The following is a 22,833-nucleotide window of genomic DNA, read 5'->3' as shown; positions in this document are numbered from 1 at the left end:
TATAATATTCTTTGTAAATTGGGGCAAAATTTTGATTATGACAAAAAAGATACTTTTATCTGTATTTCTTTTGCCGGCTGCAATGGCATTTGCGCAACAATATGGAGGAATGTGGATTCCTACAGAGCTGAATGAAAAGGAAATGAAGGATTTGGGAATGAAGATCTCTGCCAAAGATATTTTCAATACCCAGAAGCCAAGCATAAAGGATGCAGTGGTACAGTTTAATGGCGGGTGTACTGCAGAGATTATTTCACCTAAAGGATTATTACTGACCAACCACCACTGTGGTTACGGGCAGATCCAGGCACATTCCACGGTTCAGAACGATCTTCTTTCCAATGGATTCTGGGCTAAAAATCCCGACGGAGAACTTCCGAATCCGGGAGTAAAAGTAGACTTCATTGTAGATATCAAAGAAGTGACAGATCAGATCCTGGAAGGTACAGACAACCTTGTAGAGCCTGAACTGACTAAAAAGATCAATAAAAATATCGAAGTTTATAAAAACTCGCAGAAAATAGAATCCTACCAGTCGATCATTGTAAAATCAATGTATTATGGTAACAAATATTATGCTTTTACCACGGAAACTTACAAAGATATCCGTCTGGTTGGAGCACCGCCTCAAAGCATAGGGAAATTCGGAAGTGATACGGACAACTGGGTTTGGCCTAGACATACCGGAGATTTCTCCATGTTCAGAATTTACGCGGGGAAAGACAACAAGCCTGCAGAATATTCAAAAGACAATGTTCCTTATGTTCCGAAGCATTACCTTCCGGTTTCTATAAAAGATAAGACGGAAAACGATTTTACATTCGTATTCGGTTTCCCGGGTAAAACTACCGAATATCTTCCTGCAGTAGCTGTAGAAAAGATCATGACTGATATAGATCCTGCAAGAATTGCCGTACGTGAGGTGGCCCTGAAAACACTGGACGAGAAAATGCGTACAGATAGTGAAACCCGTATTAAATATGCTTCAAAATATGCTTCAGTAGCCAATTACTGGAAAAAATGGATTGGTGAGGTAGAAGGCTTGAAAAAGTCGAATGCAGTGGAGAAAAAAGTAATGTATGAAGGTTCTCTGGTGGCAAAAAACCATGAGATCAAAGCTACTCTGGATCAGCTGAACAAACTTTACAATGATCAGGCACCCTACGCATTAAACAATGCCTATTACACAGAAGTAGTAAGAAATGCTGAAACATTGAAGCTTGCAGGAGATTACTACGACTATATAGCTTCTGTGGAAGCCGGTAAGATGGACGACAAAGAGCTTACCAAATTAAAAACAAAAGTAACGTCTTTCTACAAAGATTACAGTGCAGAACTTGATGCCAAAGTGACGGCAAAATTACTGACCTTATATGCCAATAAAACAGCTCCTCAGTTCTTACCAATAGGTTTTGCCAAATATAAAGACGAAAACCAGAACGTTCCGGTGATCGAAGAAATGTCTAAAAACTCAATCATCACAGGAAGAGCTCAGGTAAACGGGGCAACCCTTACAGGGGATATTGAAAAAGCATTCTCCAATCAGGACAAGCTGATCAAAACGTTGAAAAAAGACCCTATTTATCAGCTGTATGTTTCCATGAAAGAAACGTATATGAAAAATGCAGATCCTCAGTTTACCTCTCTTCAGGGAAAAATTGATGAGCTTCAAAAGAAATTCATGGCTCAGCAGATGGCTACCGATAAAGACAGAAAATTCTTCCCGGATGCCAACTCTACACTTCGTGTAACGTATGGAAAGGTAAAAGGTTCTACACCGAGAGATGCCGTTTCTTATGGCTATCAAACCCATCTGGCAGGAGTGATGGAAAAATATATTCCGGGTGATTATGAGTTTGATGTTCCTAAAAAACTGATTGATCTTTACAACAAGAAAGATTACGGCATCTATAAAGACAAAACAGGAGATGTTCCTGTAGGATTCACGGCTACCAACCATACCACGGGAGGAAACTCGGGAAGCCCGGCTCTTGATGCCAACGGAAACCTTGTAGGTCTTAATTTCGACAGACAGTGGGAGGGAACGATGAGTGATATTAATTATGACCCGCGTTTCAGCCGAAACATCATGGTTGATACGAAATATATCCTTTTCATCATCGATAAATATGCCGATTCCAAATGGCTGATCGACGAAATGAAGGTGATCAAATAATCCATAAAAGTAATACCTTTAAGAATCTATTTAAATTCCATTTGAATAGATTTTTTTATTTAACAGAGATGAAAGATAAGATCATCAGTTTGCTCGCAGCCTTTGAAACGGAAAACATCGGGAACTCTTTTCCGCTGGACTACTGCCTGCCTGTATATCACTGTGTTTCTGATGACAATTTACCACACATTAAACACATCATTCAGTATAAAAACACCAAACAGTTTGAAGAGGATCTGGATTGTCTTTCAAAATATTTCCAGTTTGTCAGCTGGTCAGAATTTAAAGACTTTGTTAAGGGAAATTTTAAGCCTCAGAAAAAAATTGCCCTGCTCACATTTGATGACGGCTTCAGAGAGTTTTATGATACCGTACTTCCTGTTTTGGAACGGAAAGGGTTCTATGCCTGCAATTTTATAAATCCTGCTTTTATTAATAATCAGGAGCTGATGTTCAGATGTAAGGCGAGCTTAATCATTGATGAAGCGGAAAAAGAAAAGATAGCAGATCCGGAAATCTATAAGATGCTTTCCATGGAAAATCCATCAAAAGAAGACTTTAAGCAACAGGTTTTAAAAATCAGCTATCATCAAAGAGACTTATTGGATCAGCTTACCGAAAAAATGGGAATCGACTGTGATACTTATTTAAGAGAGCATACTCCTTATCTTACAACAGAGCAGTTAAAAACATTGACTCAAAAAGGCTATGGAATTTCCTCCCACAGCTGGGACCATCCAAAATATGGTGAACTTTCATTGAAAGAACAGATGGAAAGTACAGACCGGACTTTTAATTATTTGAAAGAAAACAATTTTATGTATGAGAGTTTTGCTTTTCCCTTCACAGATTTTGGAGTAAAGAAAGACTTTTTTGATGAGCTGTTTAAAAATGAAGAACTATTCTGCTGCTTCGGAAGCGCAGGCGTAAAATTGGACAGTGTTGAGCAGCTTTTTCACAGGATTCCGATGGAAATGGGAACAAGCGGAAAAGAAATATTAAAAAAAGAAATTGCTTATTTCAGATTGAAAAAAATAATCAACAAAAATAAAATAGTGAGAAAATGACGGAGCTGAAGACATTTAACAAAAAACAACTGGAAGATTTCATTTCTTCAGGAGATTTCAGCAGCTTTGATTTTCTTCCCATTTCAGCACACCGGGCAAAATCCCAGATCAGGAATCTGAAGGCTCTGGACGACCAGACGCTTTTGGTTCTGGCCTTTTATGACGGTAAACTGGCGGGATATGTAGGCTGTTTTCCCGATAATTATTTAATCGACGGAAAAATCTTCAATTACGCCTGGCTGAGTACCCTTTTTGTGAGCGAAGAATTCCGTGGGAAAAGGATTGCAAAAACATTGCTGAATAAGATGTTTGAAGAATATGACGGCAATATTATCGCGACAGAATTTACCAGAGAAGCAGAAGCCCTTTACAATATGCTTGGCGTCTTCGAATATGTTTATCCAAAAGCAGGAAAAAGATATTATTTCCGCTCGGATGCAGCAGGTGTTATTCCCGAGAAAAAGCCCGGAACAAAGGCGCTGGCACCTCTTTTCCAGGTCGCTGATGCAGTTGCCAATTCTTTAATTTCATTAAAAAATTCAACTGTCAAAAAGCCTAAGTTCAAATTTGAAACCCTTGATTATATTGATGCCGAAAGCTCAGAATTAATGTCAAAATTCCAGAGCAAAAGGAATGCAGATGAAATCAATGTATTTATAAAAAATCCGTGGGTACTGGAAGGCAGGAAGAAGGATGACCATTACCTGTTTTCGAGCTATGCTGAGGTTTTTAAATATGTTTGGGTAAAAATCTATGATGATAAAAATACTTTGATAACGTGTTCTCTGTTGCAGCTCAGGGACGGAAGCCTTAAGATTCCCTATCTGTTTTCGGAAGCTTCCGGTTTAGACTGTTTTATTGAATTCCTCAGTTATTTTATTGTCAAAAATAAAGTGAAAATTTTAACCAGCTACCAGAAAGAGCTGAATAAAAAACTGGAGGAATCTAAAATATTCCCAAAGATTTACGAACGTGATTTTGAGAGAAGATATATGTTTCATAAACTTCTCATTCAACATCTTCCGGAAGGATTCGATCCGCAGTACCAGGATGGTGATGGGGATTGTATGATGACATAATCGTAAAATTCTTCGGAACTCTTTTTCCAGATACCAATAAAAAAATCGAGAACAGTTCTCGATTTTTTTTATTGAATATATTTTTAGTTTAATGCCCGAAAATTTCTTTTAATGTTAACTCCTTAAAAGTTCCCATCTGATTGACTGCTTCCATATCCAGATTCTCTTTTTTGCCGATAATAGCAGTGTTGAAATGGATAGGTTTAATCTCTGTTTGGTAGAATGCCTTCAGATCTTCAAATTTCAGATTTTCGATCTGCGCATAGATATCTTTTCTGAAATCATGGGAGATTCCGAGTTTTTTTAACCGCAGCGTATTGAAAAATATATTGTTACGGGTGATTCTTGTTGATGCAATTTGCTTAAGGGCTGCATTTTTAGCATTTTCAAACTGGATAGGAACCTCGGGAAGTTCACTCATCAGTTCACTCATCGTATTTACGGCGATCTGGAGCTTATCCGGCTGTGTTCCGATGTAAGTAGTAATATAATCAGGATGTCCCAGTTCGGAATTCGCAGCATAGGAAACATAAGCGGAATAGGCTAAACTTTTGCTTTCACGGATTTCCTGGAAAACAATGGAGGAAAGACCTCTTCCGAAATATTCGTTGAAAACATTGATCTTTCCGAAGTTTGAAGTATTTACCTCATGTCCTCTTCCCACTTTGCTCATTTCCATCTGTACCATGTCATAATTCATGAAATAGACATTTCCGCTGGTCTCCGGTTCAGGGTACTGCTTAGGTTCCGGGATCTGAAAAATCTCATTCTCTACATACTTTCCGATGTAATTTTTGAAATTTTCAAGATCCTTTCCATAGAAAAATACCTGGTAAGGATATTTGAAAAGCTTTTTCATCCTGTCTGTAAATACTTCTGCATTGGCGGCTTCAAGTTCTTCCTTCGAAATAATATCGGTGTAGCGGGAGAAGCTGCCCAGCTTGGTATAATTGGTCAGTGCCGTCATAATACGGTTCTTGTCTTTCTTCGTGGCCTGACGGTTTTCCAAAACCGTTTCTACAAACTGCTTATAGATTTCCTGATCAGGTTTTACCTCATACATCCAGTGTTGAAGAAGAGCAATTCCTTTTTCAATATTTTCTTCCAGTCCGCTGAGTGAAATCAGAAGCTGATCATTTGTTGTTTTAAAATCGTTGCTGATCCCGATCTTAAAGAATTCCTTTTTCAGATCCTCAGGCGAAAGGTCTTCAGTTCCGAGATACTGTAAAAGTTGCGTAGAGATTCCAAGATCCCTGTCGTTATCGCTTCCGAAAGGGAAAATAAAGTGCACCTGGGCAATATCATTGTATTTATTGCGGACAAAGCTCAGCTTTTTATCCTTTACTGTATCTGTGAAGATTTCTTTCTTATAATCAATGAATTCCGGCTGTATGTCCTCCGTTTTTTCAGCAGTAATTTCCTTTAAAAATTCAGACTGGGCATCACGGTTGATTTTAATTGGGGTAATTCCGGGGTTTTCAACTCTTACCAGCTGATCGTTTACCCCTTTTTCCTTATAAACCACCACATAATTCTCCTTAAAAAATGTATTGGCAAAATTGATCACATCTTCCTTGGTGAAAGCCTGGTATTCATCCATCTCATTCAGTTCCTGCTCCCAGGATCTTCCTTTGATATAGATGTCATAGAGGTTTGTAGCCAGTCCATCCGCTGTTTCAAGCCCTTTTAAACGCTGAAGTTTAAAATCACTGATGATGGCAGGAAGAATCCAGTCCGGGAAGTCTCCCTTTTTAATCAGTTCAAGCTGTTCCAGAACCATATCTTTTGCCTGATCCAGGGTTTGCGTTTCCTTCGGTACAGCTACGATAGAAAAATATCCGTATTGTTTTAATCCTACAGAGAAAGCCTGTGCCCAAAGCATTTTTTGCGTTTGATTAATATTCAGATCGAGCAGTCCGGCCTCCCCTCTGTTGCTGAGAATATTGGCTGTGATATCTGCCAGCATAGCCTCTTTTGTTCCAAAGCTATCTGTTCTCCATGCCAGTTGAACCCTTGGAGTGGTAGGGCTTTTCACTGTCCTTTTTACAATTTCTGTCAGCGGCTGTTCGGTAACAGGCGTTTTTTTAGGAAGCTCCCTGTACGGAATGGTTCCAAAATACCGATCGACAAGCTGAATCGTTTCTTCAAAATCCAGGTCTCCCACCAAAACCATCGCATAATTGTTGGGGACATAATATTCATCAAAATACTTATGGATAGCCTTCATAGAAGGGTTTTTCAGGTGTTCAGGCTTTCCGAGTGTCGTTTGCTGGCCATTGGGATGGGTTGGAAAAAGGGCAGCCATCAGTTCATAACTGACAAGCCTTGAATCATTGTCCTGAGCCCTGTTAAACTCCTCATATACCGATTCCAGTTCCGTATGGAAAAGACGAAGTACGATCTCTGAAAACCTTTCCTTCTCTATTTTAAGCCACTTTTCAAGCTCATTATTGGGAATATTGTTTTTATAAACCGTTTCATCAAACCAGGTATGCGCATTCGTACCACTGGCGCCAAGTGAAGAAATAGCTTTATCATACTCGTTGGCAATGGCATATTGGCTGGCTTTCTGGGAAACTTCATCTATTTTTTTATAGATTTCCTTCTTTTTATCAGGGTCTTGTTCTGCTTTATGTTCCTCATACAAGGCAGAGATCCGGTCAAGGAGCACCTTTTCTTTTTCCCAGTTCTGCGTGCCTAATTTTGAAGTCCCTTTAAACATCATATGTTCAAGATAATGCGCCAAACCTGTATTGTCAGCCGGATCATTATTGCTTCCTGTTCTCACAGGGATGTACGTCTGGATTCTCGGAGCATCAAAATTCTGGGCAAGAAAAACCTTTAGGCCATTCTTTAAAATATAAATTCTTACCTTGTTTTCGTCATTGGGAATGGTGATATATTCGTAGTTGTTTTTATCTGTATGAACTGTTTCTTTGTATCTTTTGTCAATCATAAGCTAACTCATTTCATTCCTGAAAATCGGAATGCATTACAAATGTAAGGATTCAGAAAAGAACAAACCGGAATTTCCGTATTATTGCATCTATAGTTTTGATTTATATCATACAAGGATTATTCAGATCAGCTGATCCCTAAAGTATATCGTCTCTTTTTATAAATTTTTTATATCGCTTGTTTATAATTTTTAACGTAACAGACAAATGACAGAAAAGTTAATTATCAGCATACAATCTTTTATAGACTTAGATTCAAAGGAAATAGATAATATACGGTTACTGTTTAAAGAAAAATCCGTCAAAAAGGGAGACTTTTTCCTAGCAGAAGGACAGGTTTGTAAACAAGTGGGTTTTATTGTAAGAGGATTAATGCGTTACTATATTAACCATGACGGAGAAGATAAAACCTATGCTTTTGCACAGGAAAATAATTTTATTTGCAACAACGAGAGTTTTATTCCTCAGACTCCATCCACAAAAATTATTCAGGCATTGGAAGACTGCGAAATTTTGCAAATTTCTTATGATGATTTGCAGATATTCTATAAATCTATCAGGCAGGGAGAACGTTTTGGCAGGCTTGTTATCGAACAGGTATTTATCCAGACATTACAAGATCTTAGTTCATTTTATACAGATACACCTGAATACCGGTATGAGAAATTCATTAAAAAACACCCTGATCTGCAGCAGAGAATTTCCCAATATCACATTGCATCATATGTAGGCGTAAAACCTCAATCCCTTAGCCGTATCCGTAAAAGAATTTCAAATCTGAAGTGATTTATTAACCTGGGTGCACGGACTTTGAGCCCAGGTTGTAGAATTTTGCGTTATAATTTAAATACATACAGTTATGACAAAAAATATTTTAATTGCAGTGGCTTTCCTTACAGGATTAGGATTAATTTTCATCGGAGCAAGATTTTTAATAAGTCCGGAAGCAGCAGAAATGAGTTATGGAATACATTTTAATGAGCAGGATGATTATTCTTTCCATTATATTAAAGGAATACGGGATTTATTTTCAGGTTTGCTTATTGGTGTTTTTGTATTGAGTAAGCAGACAAAAGCATTGGCGGTAACTTTATTGTTAGGAACTATTATTCCAACTGTAGATATGTTGATTGTTCTGAATAAAGATTATACAGGTATAATACAGGCTATTCCCCATATTGTTGCAATTATTGTTTGCTTCTTATCCGGAATAATTTTGTTAAAGAGTAAAAAAAGACCTGTTAATGATTTTTCTGGTTTAACGAAAATTATCCAATCGGCAGATGAAAATAAGGAAAGCATCATTGAATTTAATATTCTCCCGGGAGAAAAGACTCCGTGGCATTATCATACACTTTTCTCAGAAACTTTCGAAGTGCTGAAAGGAACATTGGAAGTTGGGCGGAATAATCAGATTCATCAGTTGCGAAAAAATGATCTTATCATAATAGAACCGAACGAAAAACACTATTTTCATAATACTTCAAATGATGAATGTTTAATAAAAGTGACTGTAAGCCCAGGTAATAAAAACTTTGAACATTCAATTCTGATTTTAAACGGACTCGCAAAAGATAAACTGACAAATACATCAGGAACACCTAAAAAATTATCCGATCTTGCACTGTTTATCTATTTGAATAATTCACAAATGATAGGTTTTCAAAAAATGATAGAACCATTATTTACTTATATTGCGAAAAGAGCAATAAAAAATGGAAATCTGAAAAAACTGGAACTACAGTATTGTAAAAAATAACAGCATTGATATATCCGTAGAGTATATTTATATTTCAGATCCTATGAGAATAAGTTAACACTAAGGTGTACAGGTGAAATATTTTTAAGCATGAAACCTTAAGGAGGCATTTGCTGATTTCCCCTTCTTTACTTCTTTTCCAAAATAAATTCAATAAGTTTGCAGTAGTTTTCGAAAAACCACACCATGCACGGAAATATTCTGATCATCGATGACGAGATCAAGCTCCTGAAATTACTAGGAATGATCCTTTCCCAAGAAGATTTTAATGTAAAAGAAGCCTCAACAGCACGTTCAGCAATGACGATGCTTGAACAGTATGATTTTGATGTCGTTTTGTGCGATGTACGCCTTCCTGATGCTTTCGGGGTAGAGCTGGTGAAATCCGTCAAAACAAAATATCCCCATCTGGAAATTATTCTGATGACCGCTTTCGGGAATATCACCGATGCTGTTCAGGCGATGAGAAACGGAGCTTATGACTATTTAGTGAAAGGCGATGATAATGAGAAGATCATTCCGCTGGTATATAAAGCTTTGGAAAAAGTAAAAGATAACCGCTCTAAAATTGTCCAGAAGACCAATACATCAAAAGGATTTGGACAGATCATCGGAACTTCGCCGTCAATTCTGCAGTCTAAAAAATTGGCCGAAAAAGTGGCTTTAACGGATGCCGCTGTCCTTCTGACCGGAGAAACAGGAACCGGAAAAGAAGTTTTTGCTAATGCCATCCACGAAGGAAGCGACAGAAAGAAAAATAATTTTGTAGCGATTAACTGTTCGGCTTTCAGTAAAGAAATCCTGGAAAGTGAGCTTTTTGGTCATAAACAGGGTGCATTTACCGGAGCTGTAAAAGATAAGAAAGGGCTGATAGAAGAAGCTGACGGAGGAACTCTGTTCCTGGATGAAATAGGGGAGATGCCTATAGATCTTCAGGCAAAACTGCTCCGCGTACTGGAAACACACGAGTTTATCAAAATGGGGGAAACAAAAGTCTCTAAGTCGGATTTCAGGCTTATTGCTGCAACCAACAGGGATCTGGAAGATGAAATAAAGCAAGGCCATTTCCGGGAAGATCTTTATTTCAGGCTGAATGTTTTTGAAATTCACCTTCCGCCGCTCCGGGAAAGAAAAGAAGACCTGAAAGTACTGGCCAAACACTTCATTGATATTTTTTCCCGAAAACTGCATCTTTCCGACCTTCAGGTGAGTCCCGATTACTATAAAACCCTGGAAAAAAATGACTGGAAAGGGAATATCCGCGAACTTAGAAATGCTGTAGAGAGAAGCCTTATTTTAATGGAAAATAACACTCTTGATGCAGAAAGCCTTCCGCATTATTCAGATAAAACAATTCCTGAAAGCGATTCTTTAAGCATAAGATCTCTGGAAAAAATTCACATCCAAAAAGTTATTCAGTACACAAAAGGCAATAAAGCCGAAGCTGCAAGATTACTGGAGATAGGCGTTGCGACGCTGTACCGCAAGCTTGAAGAGTATGGATTGAGGTAGCGGGTTTCGGGTTTCGGGTTTGAAAGTTTAATGTTTCAGGTTTAAAATAATTGATGTATAGCTAGTTACTTGTTGGGTGTTGCTGGTTGGGAACAGCTGGCATGAATACTTTTATTGTCTGAATTTGATGTTTCAGGAAATATTGAATAAATACCCGATATCTGATGGCTGAGGTTCTCGAGGCCATCAGTAATAATATTTTTACTTTGAATTCTAGCTTATCATTTCCTCTTCACTTGCGAAGAAAAATTCACATTGACAGTTTCTGTCTGAAATCTTAGCCCTATCATTTCAATAAACGAGCCTATCAAAATGATAGGCTTTTGTATTTCCGGTGAGTACATGTTATTTTGTAAGGTATTGTATAATATACAGTTGTGAATTTTTTTTGAAATTGGACTTTATTTTGGCCTATAGGGTTCAAATAAAATATTTTAAAAATGACAATTTCAAAAAAAACGTCCAAAAAACGTAAGCATGCCGTTTTCAGCCGGCTGATGGTATCGTATGTAATTCTTACCCTTTTAATCCTTATAATTTCGATATGATGCTGATAGGTTTACTCCTGCTTTTTGCAGTGATGTTCTGGCTTCTTTACAAATCCGTTGAATTTTTTGATAAAATATAAAGCTATGTGGAGTTTATTTTTCCTTTCAATACTGGCCTTTGTGTACATCTGCTATGTTTTGATCAAACCTGAAAAATTTTAAGCGGTCATGAATACAGAAATTTTAGGCGTTATTGCCATGTTTATAATAACATTAGTGATCGGAGTGTTTCTTGGAAAATACATTGCTAATGTGTATGGGTATAAAAAGACCTTTTTAGATCCTGTCTTTGAACCTGTTGAAAAAATGATTTATAAAATATCGGGAATCAATCCTGCCCGCCAGATGAACTGGAAACAGAATATGTATGCCATGCTGACCATTAACCTGGTTTGGTTTGTTATAGGTTTCCTGATCCTGCTGAACCAGTCGAGGCTTCCGCTGAATCCTGACGGAAATCCCAATATGTCTCCGGATCTTGCTTTTAATACAGCCATTTCCTTTTTGGTCAACTGTAACCTTCAGCATTATTCCGGAGAAACAGGCGTAAGTTATTTAAGCCAGCTTTACCTGATGTTCCTGCAGTTTGTAACCGCAGCGACCGGAATGGCAGCAATGGCTGTTCTTTTCAAGGCCTTTAAAGAAAAAACAACTACAGAACTAGGGAATTTCTATGATTTCTTTACCAAATCTGTAGTCAGAATATTGGTTCCGATAAGTATTCTTGTTGCCCTGATCCTCTCTTCCAACGGAAGTCCGATGACATTTGAAGGCAAAGACCATATCACAACGCTGGAAGGCCAAAAGTCTGATGTTTCCAGAGGACCTGTGGCTGCTTTTGTAGCGATCAAGCACCTGGGAACAAATGGAGGCGGTTTCTTCGGCGCCAACTCGGCACATCCTCTTGAAAACCCGAACTATGTGACCAATATGACCGAGATGGTCACTCAGATGATCATTCCGTTTGCATTGGTTTTCGCCTTAGGATTTTACCTGAAAAAGAGAAAATTATCTTGGGTGATCTTTACCGTAATGACCGTTGGCTTTCTGGCGCTCGCAGTTCCGAATATTGTGAATGAAACCAATGGCAACCCTCTTATTACCCAAATGGGTGCCGACAGCAGCCTTGGAGCTATGGAAGGTAAAGAAATACGTTTCGGAAGCGCATCTTCAGGATATTGGAGCATTGCAACAACAGTAATTTCAACCGGTTCCGTAAATGCTATGCACGACAGCACCATGCCGCTCTCAGGAATGAACGAGCTGCTGGCCATGATGATCAACTGCTTCTACGGAGGCTGTGGGGTAGGAATTCTGAACTATTTCATATTCATTATTCTTGCGGTATTCATCAGTGGGCTGATGGTAGGAAGAACGCCGGAATTCATGGGTAAAAAGATTGAAGCTAAAGAAATGAAGATCGCCATGATTGTAGCCTTGTTCCATCCGTTTTTAATACTTGTGGGAACTGCTTTAACAGCCTATCTGCCGGAATTCGGTGCCAAAACACTGAATAATCCAGGTTTCCATGGGTTCAGTGAAATGCTCTACGAGTTCACTTCTTCTTCAGCCAACAACGGTTCCGGGTTTGAAGGACTTGGCGACAATACTCCATGGTGGAATATCTCAACAGGAATTGTATTGCTCTTATCCAGGTTTATTCCGATCATAGGGCCCATAGCGATTGCGGGATTATTGGCACAGAAAAAATTCATTCCTGAAAGCTCGGGAACCCTGAAAACAGATACAGCCACTTTTGGTTTTATGACATTGGCGGTAATCCTTCTTATAGCGGCCCTGTCTTTCTTCCCGGCCCTTACATTGGGACCTATTGCAGAACAGATCCAGTATTTCTCTAAGTAAAAATTAAATTAAAAAATTAAAAGATTGAAAAATTAAGAGATTAGGAAATCCGTTGGCTTAAGCCCTGTATTTTGAATTATTATGAATGAAAATTTCAGTACTTAACAGGAGCAGCATCTCATTTATGACTGAGTTTTCTTAATCTCTAAATCACTTAATTTCTAAATTTTCAATTCCATAAGAATTATATAAAATGAAAAATCAATCCCAGACATTGTTTCAAAAAGATTTGGTGAACGAAGCCATCAAGCAGTCCTTCGTGAAACTGAATCCGAAAATTATGTTTAAAAATCCCGTGATGTTCCTGGTAGAAGTCGGAACTGTGGTAATGCTTATCGTAAGCCTTTTCAGTCTTACCGGCGACCGTTCACAGGGAAGCTTTGCCTATAACTTTACCGTATTCATCATATTATTCTTTACTGTTTTGTTTGCCAATTTTGCAGAAGCTATTGCGGAAGCCAGAGGAAAAGCTCAGGCTGATACACTCAGAAAAACCCGTGAAGAAACTCCTGCGAAAGTCGTTCCGGAAAACAAACCCGGGTTTCAGGTAGAAACTGTCCTGAAAAAATCCGCAGACATGAAACTTGGGGATATTTTCCTTTGCGAAACAGGAGATCAGATCCCTATGGACGGAGAAATCATCGAAGGGCTTGCTACCATTGATGAATCCGCGATCACCGGAGAAAGTGCACCCGTGATCCGTGAATCCGGTGGTGATAAAAGTTCTGTAACCGGCGGTACAAAAGTTCTTTCGGACAGAATAAAAGTAAAAGTAACCACCAAACCCGGAGAATCCTTTTTGGATAAAATGATTGCCCTTGTAGAAGGGGCATCAAGACAGAAAACACCTAACGAAATCGCATTAACCATACTTCTGGCAGGCTTTACCCTGACGTTTATCATTGTTACCCTCACATTAAAACCTTTTGCAGACTATGCGCAGACACCCATTACCATTGCGGCATTTATATCACTTTTCGTTTGTTTGATTCCCACAACCATTGGAGGTCTGCTTTCTGCAATCGGAATTGCCGGAATGGATCGGGCCCTGAGAGCCAACGTGATCACCAAAAGCGGTAAAGCAGTGGAAACTGCAGGAGATATTGACGTACTCTTGCTTGATAAAACAGGAACCATTACTATAGGAAACCGTAAAGCGACGGAATTTCACCCTGCGGACGGAATCAGGCTCCCGGATTTCATTAAAGCTTCAGCATTAAGCTCAGTAGCCGATGAAACACCGGAAGGAAAATCTATTATAGAGCTAAGCCAATTAAAATCAGAAGATCTTATTGTTTCAAATCCGGTTTATATAGACTTTACAGCAGAAACAAGAACTTCAGGAATCGATTTTGAGGAAACAAGAATCAGAAAAGGAGCGTACGATACCATAAAAAAACTGACTGAAAAAGCCGGGAATATCTTCCCTAAAGAAACCCAGGATGCTGTGACCAGAATTTCTGAAAACGGAGGAACTCCTCTTGTGGTAAGTGTTAATGAAAAGGTCTGGGGCGTCATTGAACTTCAGGATATCATTAAAACAGGAATCCAGGAACGCTTCCAGAGACTCAGAAAAATGGGAGTAAAAACAGTAATGGTAACCGGTGATAATCCTCTGACCGCAAAGTTCATTGCTGAAAAGGCAGGCGTGGACGATTTCATTGCCGAAGCCAAACCTGAGGACAAAATGAACTACATCAAAAAAGAACAACAGGAAGGAAAACTGGTTGCTATGATGGGCGACGGGACCAATGATGCCCCTGCTTTGGCCCAGGCCGATGTAGGTGTAGCGATGAACAGCGGAACACAAGCTGCAAAAGAAGCAGGAAACATGGTGGATCTTGATAATGACCCTACAAAACTGATCGAGATTGTGGAGATCGGAAAACAGCTCCTGATGACCCGCGGAACGCTCACAACGTTCAGTATTGCGAATGACGTTGCCAAATATTTCGCCATTATTCCTGCTCTATTTATTACCTTCATTCCTTCACTTCAGAAACTGAATATCATGAATCTTCACAGCCCGGAAACCGCTATATTATCAGCCGTTATTTTCAATGCTGTGATCATTCCATTCCTTATTCCGCTTGCTTTAAAAGGAGTGGCTTATAAGCCGATCGGTGCCAGTGCACTATTAAGAAGAAACCTTTTAATTTATGGGTTGGGCGGCGTTATTGTTCCGTTCATAGGTATTAAAATCATTGATTTACTGATCAGTTTATTCTATTAAAATTTAAAAAATGAAAAATCATATTGTTACAGCATTCAGACTAACTTTGGTAATGCTGGCTGTCACCGGAATTTATCTCCTTATTGTGTATGCAGGTTCAAAAGTACTGCCTACTAAAGGAAATGCAGAGATCATCACTCAAAAAGGGCAAAAATTCTATGCTAATATCGGACAGGAATTTAAATCTGAAAAATACTTTCACGGACGTCCTTCATCAGTTAATTACAACGCTGCAGGAAGCGGTGGAAGCAATAAAGGACCAAGCAATGAAGAATACCTGGAAACCGTGAAGAAAAGGATTGATACTTTAAAAATGAATCATCCGGGAATGGGAAATACAAAAGTTCCTGTAGAACTGGTTACTGCAAGCGGCAGCGGCCTGGATCCTGATATTTCTGAAGAAGGCGCTCTGTATCAAATAAAGAAAATAGCACAGGTAAGAAATATCTCTGAGGAAAAACTGAAATATTTAGTCAAAAACCAGACAGAGAAACCGTTTTTAGGACTTTTAGGACCTTCAAAAGTAAATGTACTGAAGCTTAATATCGCTTTGGACCAATTAAAATAATATAGAAATTACCGTGAAAAAATATATCATTACCAGTGCCATGTTATTCGGGATCTTTTTCCCGAAAGCACAATCATCAGATTCCTTGAAAACAGAAAATAAAGTGACTTTTTCTGCCTATGCAGAGCTGTTTTACACCTACGATTTTAATGAGCCGGCCAACCATCTCCGCCAGAGTTTTTTATATTCCTACAACAGGCATAATGAGCTAAACCTGAATTTAGGACTGGTAAAAGCCAATTATCAGAGTGATAATCTCCGCGCAAATGTCGCTTTAATGGCCGGAACCTATGCGCAGGACAATATGGCTGCAGAGCAGGAAGCATTACGCTATGTGAATGAAGCGAATGTAGGAATGAGAATTTCAAAAACTAAAAATTTATGGATCGATGCGGGAATTATGCCCTCACACATCGGCTGGGAAAGTGCCATTGGAAAAGATAATGTGAACCTGATGAGAAGTCTTGCTGCTGAAAATTCCCCTTATTTTGAGACCGGAGCCAAAATTTCATACACTTCGGATAATGGCAAATGGTTTCTGAGCGGGTTGGTCCTGAACGGCTGGCAGCGTATCGCAAAGCCGGAAGGGAACCAAAGCATCTCATTCGGACATCAGGTAACCTATAAGCCCAATGAAAAAATCACCCTGAACAGCAGCTCATTCATAGGAAACGATAAAGCAAAAGATGAAAAAAGAATGCGCTATTTCCATGATCTTTACGGAAATTTTCAGCTGACAGATCAATTTTCCGCTTTGTTTGGGTTCGATATCGGGGCAGAGCAGAAAGAAAAAGGAAGCAGCAGCTATAACATCTGGTACACCCCAAATATCTTAATGAAATATCAGTTTGACAGCAAATGGGCGCTGGCAGGAAGACTTGAGTATTATAACGATAAAAATGGAGTGATCATCAGTACCAAAACGCAAAATGGTTTCCAGACCTTCGGATATTCCCTGAATGTGGATTACGCCATCCTGAAGAATGTAGTATTCCGTACAGAAGCAAGAGGATTTACTTCTAAAGACGCCATTTTTGTGAAAAATGATGAAATGAAACAGGGGAATTTCTTCATTACAACAAGCCTGGCAGCCTGGTTTTAAGAAGTGAAGAGTGAATAATAAATTAAAGTTAACCATAAAGGTTATGAATTTTTTTTTAACACTTAAGTTATTGAAGTTTAAGATTTAATATTTAAAGTTTAATGTCTAAGGATAAAAGTTCACTTAAGTTTCTAAGAAACTAGAGATCTCGTACTGACAAAAATTCGTCGGATCAAATTCCCCTCTTTTGGAGGGGTGGCAAAAATTCAAAGAATTTTTGACGGGGTGGTTCAGAAGAAATATATCTTTTATGGTAAAAAAATAAAGCAAAAAACCAATGTCATCAGCAAAACATTTTTTAGAACTGATCCAGAAATCCCGCAAAGGAAAATTCAAGATCTATATCGGGATGAGTGCAGGCGTAGGAAAAACTTTCCGTATGCTTCAGGAAGCACAGTCTCTGCTGCGTAACGGCATTGACGTTAAAATCGGATATATAGAAACCCATGGCCGGGAAGAAACAGTAGCCCTTACAGAAGGAATCCCCGAAATACCGAGAAGATCTGTTTTCTATAAAGGCAAAAGCCTGGAAGAAATGGATCTTCAGGCTATTATTAACGAGCATCCTGAAGTGGTGCTGGTAGATGAACTGGCCCATACCAATGTAGAAGGTTCAAAAAACAAAAAAAGATGGCAGGATGTGCTGGAAATCCTGGATAGCGGGATTAATGTTATCAGCGCGATGAATATTCAGCATATCGAAAGCCTGAATGAAGAAGTGAAGAATATCACAGGAATAGAAGTTGCGGAACGTGTTCCTGATAAAATATTGGGTCTTGCTGATGAGGTGGTGAATATAGACCTTACCGCCGATGAGCTGCTGACCCGTCTGAAAGAAGGAAAGATCTATAAAAAAGAAAAAATCCAGACGGCACTTACCAACTTTTTTCAGAGCGGTCATATCCTTCAGCTTCGGGAGCTTGCTTTGAAAGAAGTGGCGACTCACGTAGAAAGAAAGGTGGAAACGGAAATAAAAACAGAAAATTTTAAACCGATCAAATTTCTTGCATGCATCAGCAGTAACGAAAAAATTGCTAAAAATATCATCCGGAAAACTGCCCGTCTGGCAAGTTATTACAATAGTCCGTGGACCGTTTTGTATGTACAGAAGCCATCGGAGAATCCTGAAAAAATTGCCCTCGACAAGCAGCGATATCTGATTAATAATTTTAATTTAGCACAGGAATTGGGGGCAAAAGTGATCCGGGTAAAAGAAAGCAGCGTGCACAAAGGAATTCTGGACTACGTGATTGCCCATAATATTACGACAGTCTGCATCGGTAAGCCCCACGCAAAGCTCTGGCAGCGCCTTTCCGGTTACAGCTGGATTTATACACTGATGAACAGGCTGAATGAAAGGCAGATAGATATTATTATTTTATCTTAGAAATAATGAAACTTAAAACAAAACTTACCTTAGGCGTAGGTCTTCTATTCTTACTGATCGTCCTTATGTCAGTGATCGGATCCGTCTATATCAATAAACTGAAATCTGATACTGAAAAGATCCTTACCGCCAATTACAACAGTCTGGAATTTTCCAAAAACATGCTTTTGGCACTCGATAAAATTACTACAGACAGCCTGGTTGCTGTTTCGGATTTTCAGAAAAATAATAAACTTCAGGAGAAAAACCTGACTGAATTCGGAGAAAAAGAAGCTACCCAAAGCCTGAACCTTCACTTCAGCAGCTATCTGAAGCAGCCTTCTCAGGAAAAGGAGAAACTGATCCGTGAAGATCTGGCCAGGATCATGTCGCTGAATATGAAGGGGATTGAAAGAAAAAGTGATATCGCCATCATTACTGCTGAAAATGCTACTTTCTGGATTGTCAGCCTGGGGACTGTATGTTTTCTGATTGCCTTTATTCTTCTTTTTAATCTGCCTCAGACCATTGCAGAACCTATCAGTCAGCTTACATTCAGTATCCGGCAGATTGCCGCTAAAAATTATAACGAAAGAGTACATTTCAAAGGAAGTGAAGAATTTAACGGTCTTGCGGATTCCTTTAACACCATGGCGGAAAAGCTTCAGGAATATGAAAGCAGCAGCCTTTCCAAGCAGCTGATGGATAAAAAACGGATTGAAACGCTGGTAAATAATATGCATGATGCAGTGATCGGGCTGGATGAAAATCATTTTATTTACATGATCAATGATGAAGCATTAAAGATCACCAATCTCCGTAAAGAAGAGATCATAGGCAAGACGGCTCATGAAGTGGCTGTCAATAATGATCTTATGCGCGAACTGCTTAAAAATATCGATCATCCGGTGAAAGAACCCATTAAAATTGTCCGGGATAATAAGGAAAACTATTTTGAGCAGGATATTATTCCCATCAATATTGTAAAAACGGGTGAAAAAGAAACCAGGTATATCGGGAAAGTGATTCTCCTCAGAAATATTACTCCTTTTAAAGAACTGGATTTTGCCAAAACCAATTTCATCGCTACTATTTCGCATGAATTAAAAACGCCGATATCAGCTATAAAAATGGGCGTTCAGCTACTCGGTAACCAAAAGTTCGGAGCACTGAATGACCAGCAGAAAGAACTGCTTAAAAGTATCAATGATGATGGGCAAAGGCTGTTGAACATCACCGGAGAACTCCTGAACCTTTCACAGGTAGAAACGGGAAATATCAGGCTGACCATTGAAAAATGTTCACCAAAGGAAATGGTTCAGGCTGCCGTAAAAAATGTTGAAAAGCTGGCAGAACAGAAAAACGTTCCAATCAATACCGAATATCTTATAGGTGAGAATGATTGGGTGAATGCAGATTTTGACAAAACGGTCTGGGTAATTAATAATTTCCTGACCAATGCAGTAAAACATTCTTTCCAGGATGAAAATATTGAGATCAGGGTAGAAAAGCTGGATTCAATGATTCAGTTCAGCATTACCGATACAGGAAGCGGGATCGATGAGAAATACCACCGCCAGATCTTTGACCGCTATTTTCAGGTTCCGGGAGAACAGCAGAATGGAACCGGGCTTGGCCTGGCTATTTCTAAAAATTTCATTGAAAAACAGAATGGTGAGATAGGCGTGAAAAGCGCTCCAAACCAGGGGAGTACTTTTTATTTCAGGCTGCCGGAAGGATAAAAACTATATTACTTTTTTTCTGATATTTATAATACCGTCCTGCCTTTGACTAAATTTTTCATCAATATAGTCAATCTGCTTATACCGGATTTTCCTGTTTTCATTGCAATATCCAACCGAGCCAGATTGGATAAACCTGAAATATTCTATTGCAGCCAGATATTCATAAAAACAGAGCTATGAAAAAATTCACAGCCCTGCAGATATAGATCATGTTATTAGTTTATTTTTTAATGAACTTCTGAACCATCGTTTTGTCTTTTGTAAACAATTTGATGAGGTAATTTCCTTTAGCCAGTCCGGTTACATTTACAGAATTGGCTTTTACACCTGTGGTATTCAGTATTCTTCCGGAAGCATCATAAATTTCAGCTTTGATGATCTCCTCACCGGATTTGATGTAAAGAGTATCCTCTACCGGATTTGGATAAATGCTTATATTTTCATTGCCTGTCTTGGTCTCAGAAACTGCCAGTACATTTCTTACCGTTGTGGTGTAAGTGTTGGTAATGATTGGCGCATTATAATCAAAATAAATACTGGCCGTATTGCTGAATGCATCTCCCATGTTCAACGTAGATTTTGTTTTGATCTTGAAAGAAATATAGCCGTCATTATTGGCATCGTCAAACGGAAGCTGTATATTATCAAAAATAAATTCAGCCGTATTTCCCGTTATTCTCGTTACAAAACTATGGCTTGCATGTAGAGGGGTAAGCGTAGAGATATCAAATTTTGAAGCATCAATTACATCTTTCACAACAATATTTCTGGCATTGGCGGTTCCCTGATTTTCGAACCGGATCAGGTAATGAACATAATCTCCTACCAGGGTTTGTGCAATCATTGTTCCTTCAAGACAGGTTTTGTCATTCGGATCCAGAGAATTCACGACGGTCTGGTTCAGGGTAAAGGTATTGTCGGATGGGGTATCATCCGGAGCTCCGTTGATCTGTGCCGTATAATTCAGAACATCTCCATCATTTACAGGAGGAGTGTCGGTTGGAGTATTCAGTTCAAATTTAATCTTAACTTCTCTTGTTTCAAAAGGAAGGAGACCGGTAAAATTCCACGTAAGGCTTCCGGTAGATTGAGCATCAGGAGTTACGGTAGAACTTACAAAATCCATAATGCTGTCATTATAGTTGAATCCAACCGTTCCGGACTGCATGGTCGTTCCCTTGTTTTTGTAAACAATTTTATAATCCGAATTGAATCCAGGCACTGCGGAATCTAATGGAATAATCACAATTTCAAGGTCCGGATGAGAACCATTAGCTGTAATGCAGAAATTCTGAGTCAAAGGATTTGCCATTGCAGGGAAATTAGCAGTGAAAGAAGCAGGGGATATGCTGAAGTAGGCAGGGTTTTCAAGAACCGGAGTGATGGTATGAGCTCCTGCCAGCACCGGAATAGAATAGTTTCCTGAATTATTACTTACAATACTTCCTGAAGTTCCGCCTCCTGTAACATTAAATTTCTGAAATGCCTTATTCTGATCGGCCGGATCACAGCCATTTCCGTTAAGATCATATTTTGTATTCCCTTGAATGGTATAAAAAGTTCCGCCCGGAGTGAATGAGCAGTAAGAATTTACAGTTACGTTATTATAACCATTTGAATTATTGTAAGCTATGGTCTGATTAATTTCAGAGTCATCACAGCAGATATAGCTTAAATTGGGATTGTTCTGATAGAGACCGCTCGTATTCCTGCCGTTTTTCATCAATATGCTCTGCAAATTGTTATTAGGAGCATTAAATGAATTCAAGATTGTATTATGGCTGATATCCAGTGAAGTAAGCTGGTTGTTATTGAGGAAAAGCGTCTGCAGTAAAGGAACATTGGAAAGATCGATAGTGGTGAGCTGATTATTGATGATCCTCAGGTAATTCAAAGCCGGACTTTGGCTTAAATTTATAGTGGAAAGATTATTGAAGCTGGCTTCAAGGTATTTTAATTTAGGGGTGTTCTGAAGGTTGATCGAAGTAAGCTGGTTGGCCGGACAGTTCAGGGTTTCAAGCTTCGTCAGATTGCTTACATCAAGGCTCGTTAATAAATTTCCTGTAATATTAAAGCTGTACAGATCTACAAGTGAACTTACATCAATGCTTGAGATTTCATTATCACTGCACAGAAGATATTTCATAGTTGTACTTCCGGCATAGTTAATGGTTTGTAGTTTTCCTCCGTTGCACGTCAGGATATTCATTTTTGGGAGATTGGAAATATCAAGATTAACAATTGCGGAATTGGATACATTAATATTTTCCAGTAAAGGACATCCCGTAAAATTAGCAGAAGTCATATTGACGTTATTGGTAAAGCTGGCCAGTTTTACTGTCAGCATACCGCTGATATCTACAGAAAGGATGCCCGGACAATCCGATACATCAAGGTATTCCAGGTTGGTGAAAGATTTTATCCCTTCTATTGAGGAAATCGGGAATGAGTTACCATTGGAGCTGTAGATGTTTATATTTCTGATATTAGCGGCTTCAGAAAGCTGTATTTCGCCATCGTTATTGAGGTCCATCGATATCCAGTTGCCTGCAAGATTCTGTGTGATATGATTGGTAGCCGTCCCGGAAAGTAGTTTGGCCTTAAATTGCGGATCCGGAATATTGACAATCTGGGCTATGAGAGATAAGTGTGCCAGAAAGAGCACAAAAAAGTAGATTTTTTTCATGGTTGAGTGATTATTTGTTTTGATAAATATATGAAAAATTATATTACGAAAAATAATTACTTTTTGATTTTTATTATTTTATATAATGTTTGTTTTATTTGTTTTTGTTTAAATAATTTATTCAAATATTGTTTTTGTGTTAATTTTATATTCTATGTAAGTGTTACGGAAT

At 38.7% G+C, this 22,833-nt stretch carries 14 protein-coding genes; 12 read left to right on the top strand and 2 right to left on the bottom strand.

Annotated features, from left to right (window positions below; translation table 11 throughout):
- Positions 1-37: 37 nt before the first annotated feature.
- The 3 genes from BUB03_RS15975 to BUB03_RS15965 all read left to right on the top strand — a co-directional run bounded on the left by BUB03_RS15975 (position 38) and on the right by BUB03_RS15965 (position 4,322).
- Complete coding sequence (locus BUB03_RS15975) at positions 38-2,176, top strand: S46 family peptidase (protein WP_083538970.1); 2,139 nt, start codon at positions 38-40, stop codon at positions 2,174-2,176.
- 68 nt (positions 2,177-2,244) lie between these two features.
- Positions 2,245-3,243 (top strand): polysaccharide deacetylase family protein, encoded by a 999-nt coding sequence (locus BUB03_RS15970; RefSeq protein ID WP_073064988.1) that lies wholly within the window; start codon positions 2,245-2,247, stop codon positions 3,241-3,243.
- Positions 3,240-4,322, top strand: coding sequence for a GNAT family N-acetyltransferase (locus tag BUB03_RS15965; RefSeq protein WP_073064986.1), 1,083 nt, complete (start codon positions 3,240-3,242; stop codon positions 4,320-4,322). The genes BUB03_RS15970 and BUB03_RS15965 overlap by 4 nt, the downstream gene beginning before the upstream one ends.
- 88 nt (positions 4,323-4,410) lie before the next feature.
- Here the strand turns inward: BUB03_RS15965 and BUB03_RS15960 are convergent, their stop codons facing one another.
- Complete coding sequence (locus BUB03_RS15960) at positions 4,411-7,278, bottom strand: M16 family metallopeptidase (protein WP_073064983.1); 2,868 nt, start codon at positions 7,276-7,278, stop codon at positions 4,411-4,413.
- 208 nt (positions 7,279-7,486) lie between these two features.
- Between BUB03_RS15960 and BUB03_RS15955 the strand changes: the two genes are divergently transcribed.
- The 9 genes from BUB03_RS15955 (at position 7,487) to BUB03_RS15915 (ending at position 19,972) form a co-directional block, all read left to right on the top strand.
- Positions 7,487-8,065: a Crp/Fnr family transcriptional regulator gene (locus BUB03_RS15955; RefSeq protein WP_073064981.1), complete on the top strand. Its 579-nt coding sequence runs from the start codon at positions 7,487-7,489 to the stop codon at positions 8,063-8,065.
- Between the two features lie 73 nt (positions 8,066-8,138).
- Positions 8,139-9,038 (top strand): DUF4267 domain-containing protein, encoded by a 900-nt coding sequence (locus BUB03_RS15950; protein ID WP_073064978.1) that lies wholly within the window; start codon positions 8,139-8,141, stop codon positions 9,036-9,038.
- A 186-nt stretch (positions 9,039-9,224) separates the two neighbouring features.
- On the top strand, positions 9,225-10,550 hold the full coding sequence (locus BUB03_RS15945; protein ID WP_073064976.1) for a sigma-54-dependent transcriptional regulator: 1,326 nt from the start codon (positions 9,225-9,227) through the stop codon (positions 10,548-10,550).
- Between the two features lie 716 nt (positions 10,551-11,266).
- A complete protein-coding gene (gene kdpA, locus BUB03_RS15940; protein WP_073064973.1) occupies positions 11,267-12,961 on the top strand; it encodes a potassium-transporting ATPase subunit KdpA in 1,695 nt (564 codons plus the stop codon).
- Positions 12,962-13,154: 193 nt separating this feature from the next.
- Positions 13,155-15,194, top strand: a complete 2,040-nt coding sequence (gene kdpB, locus BUB03_RS15935) for a potassium-transporting ATPase subunit KdpB (protein WP_073064970.1) — start codon at positions 13,155-13,157, stop codon at positions 15,192-15,194.
- A gap of 10 nt (positions 15,195-15,204) precedes the next feature.
- On the top strand, positions 15,205-15,762 hold the full coding sequence (gene kdpC / locus BUB03_RS15930) for a K(+)-transporting ATPase subunit C (protein WP_073064967.1): 558 nt from the start codon (positions 15,205-15,207) through the stop codon (positions 15,760-15,762).
- A 13-nt stretch (positions 15,763-15,775) separates the two neighbouring features.
- The gene (locus BUB03_RS15925) at positions 15,776-16,864 is read left to right on the top strand and encodes a porin (protein WP_228417908.1); all 1,089 of its coding nucleotides are present in this window, start codon (positions 15,776-15,778) and stop codon (positions 16,862-16,864) included.
- Positions 16,865-17,141: 277 nt separating this feature from the next.
- Positions 17,142-18,251 (top strand): histidine kinase, encoded by a 1,110-nt coding sequence (locus BUB03_RS15920; protein ID WP_073064964.1) that lies wholly within the window; start codon positions 17,142-17,144, stop codon positions 18,249-18,251.
- 5 nt (positions 18,252-18,256) lie between these two features.
- A complete protein-coding gene (locus BUB03_RS15915) occupies positions 18,257-19,972 on the top strand; it encodes a HAMP domain-containing sensor histidine kinase (protein WP_073064962.1) in 1,716 nt (571 codons plus the stop codon).
- Between the two features lie 223 nt (positions 19,973-20,195).
- Here BUB03_RS15915 and BUB03_RS15910 read toward each other — a convergent pair whose 3' ends face one another.
- Complete coding sequence (locus BUB03_RS15910; RefSeq protein ID WP_073064959.1) at positions 20,196-22,661, bottom strand: T9SS type A sorting domain-containing protein; 2,466 nt, start codon at positions 22,659-22,661, stop codon at positions 20,196-20,198.
- Between the last annotated feature and the right edge of the window lie 172 nt (positions 22,662-22,833).

It is taken from the genome of Chryseobacterium oranimense (assembly GCF_900129755.1).
GTDB classification, from domain to species: domain Bacteria; phylum Bacteroidota; class Bacteroidia; order Flavobacteriales; family Weeksellaceae; genus Chryseobacterium; species Chryseobacterium oranimense.
The sequence above is the reverse complement of the archived record's forward strand: the minus strand, read 5'-3'. Positions and strand labels throughout refer to the sequence as shown.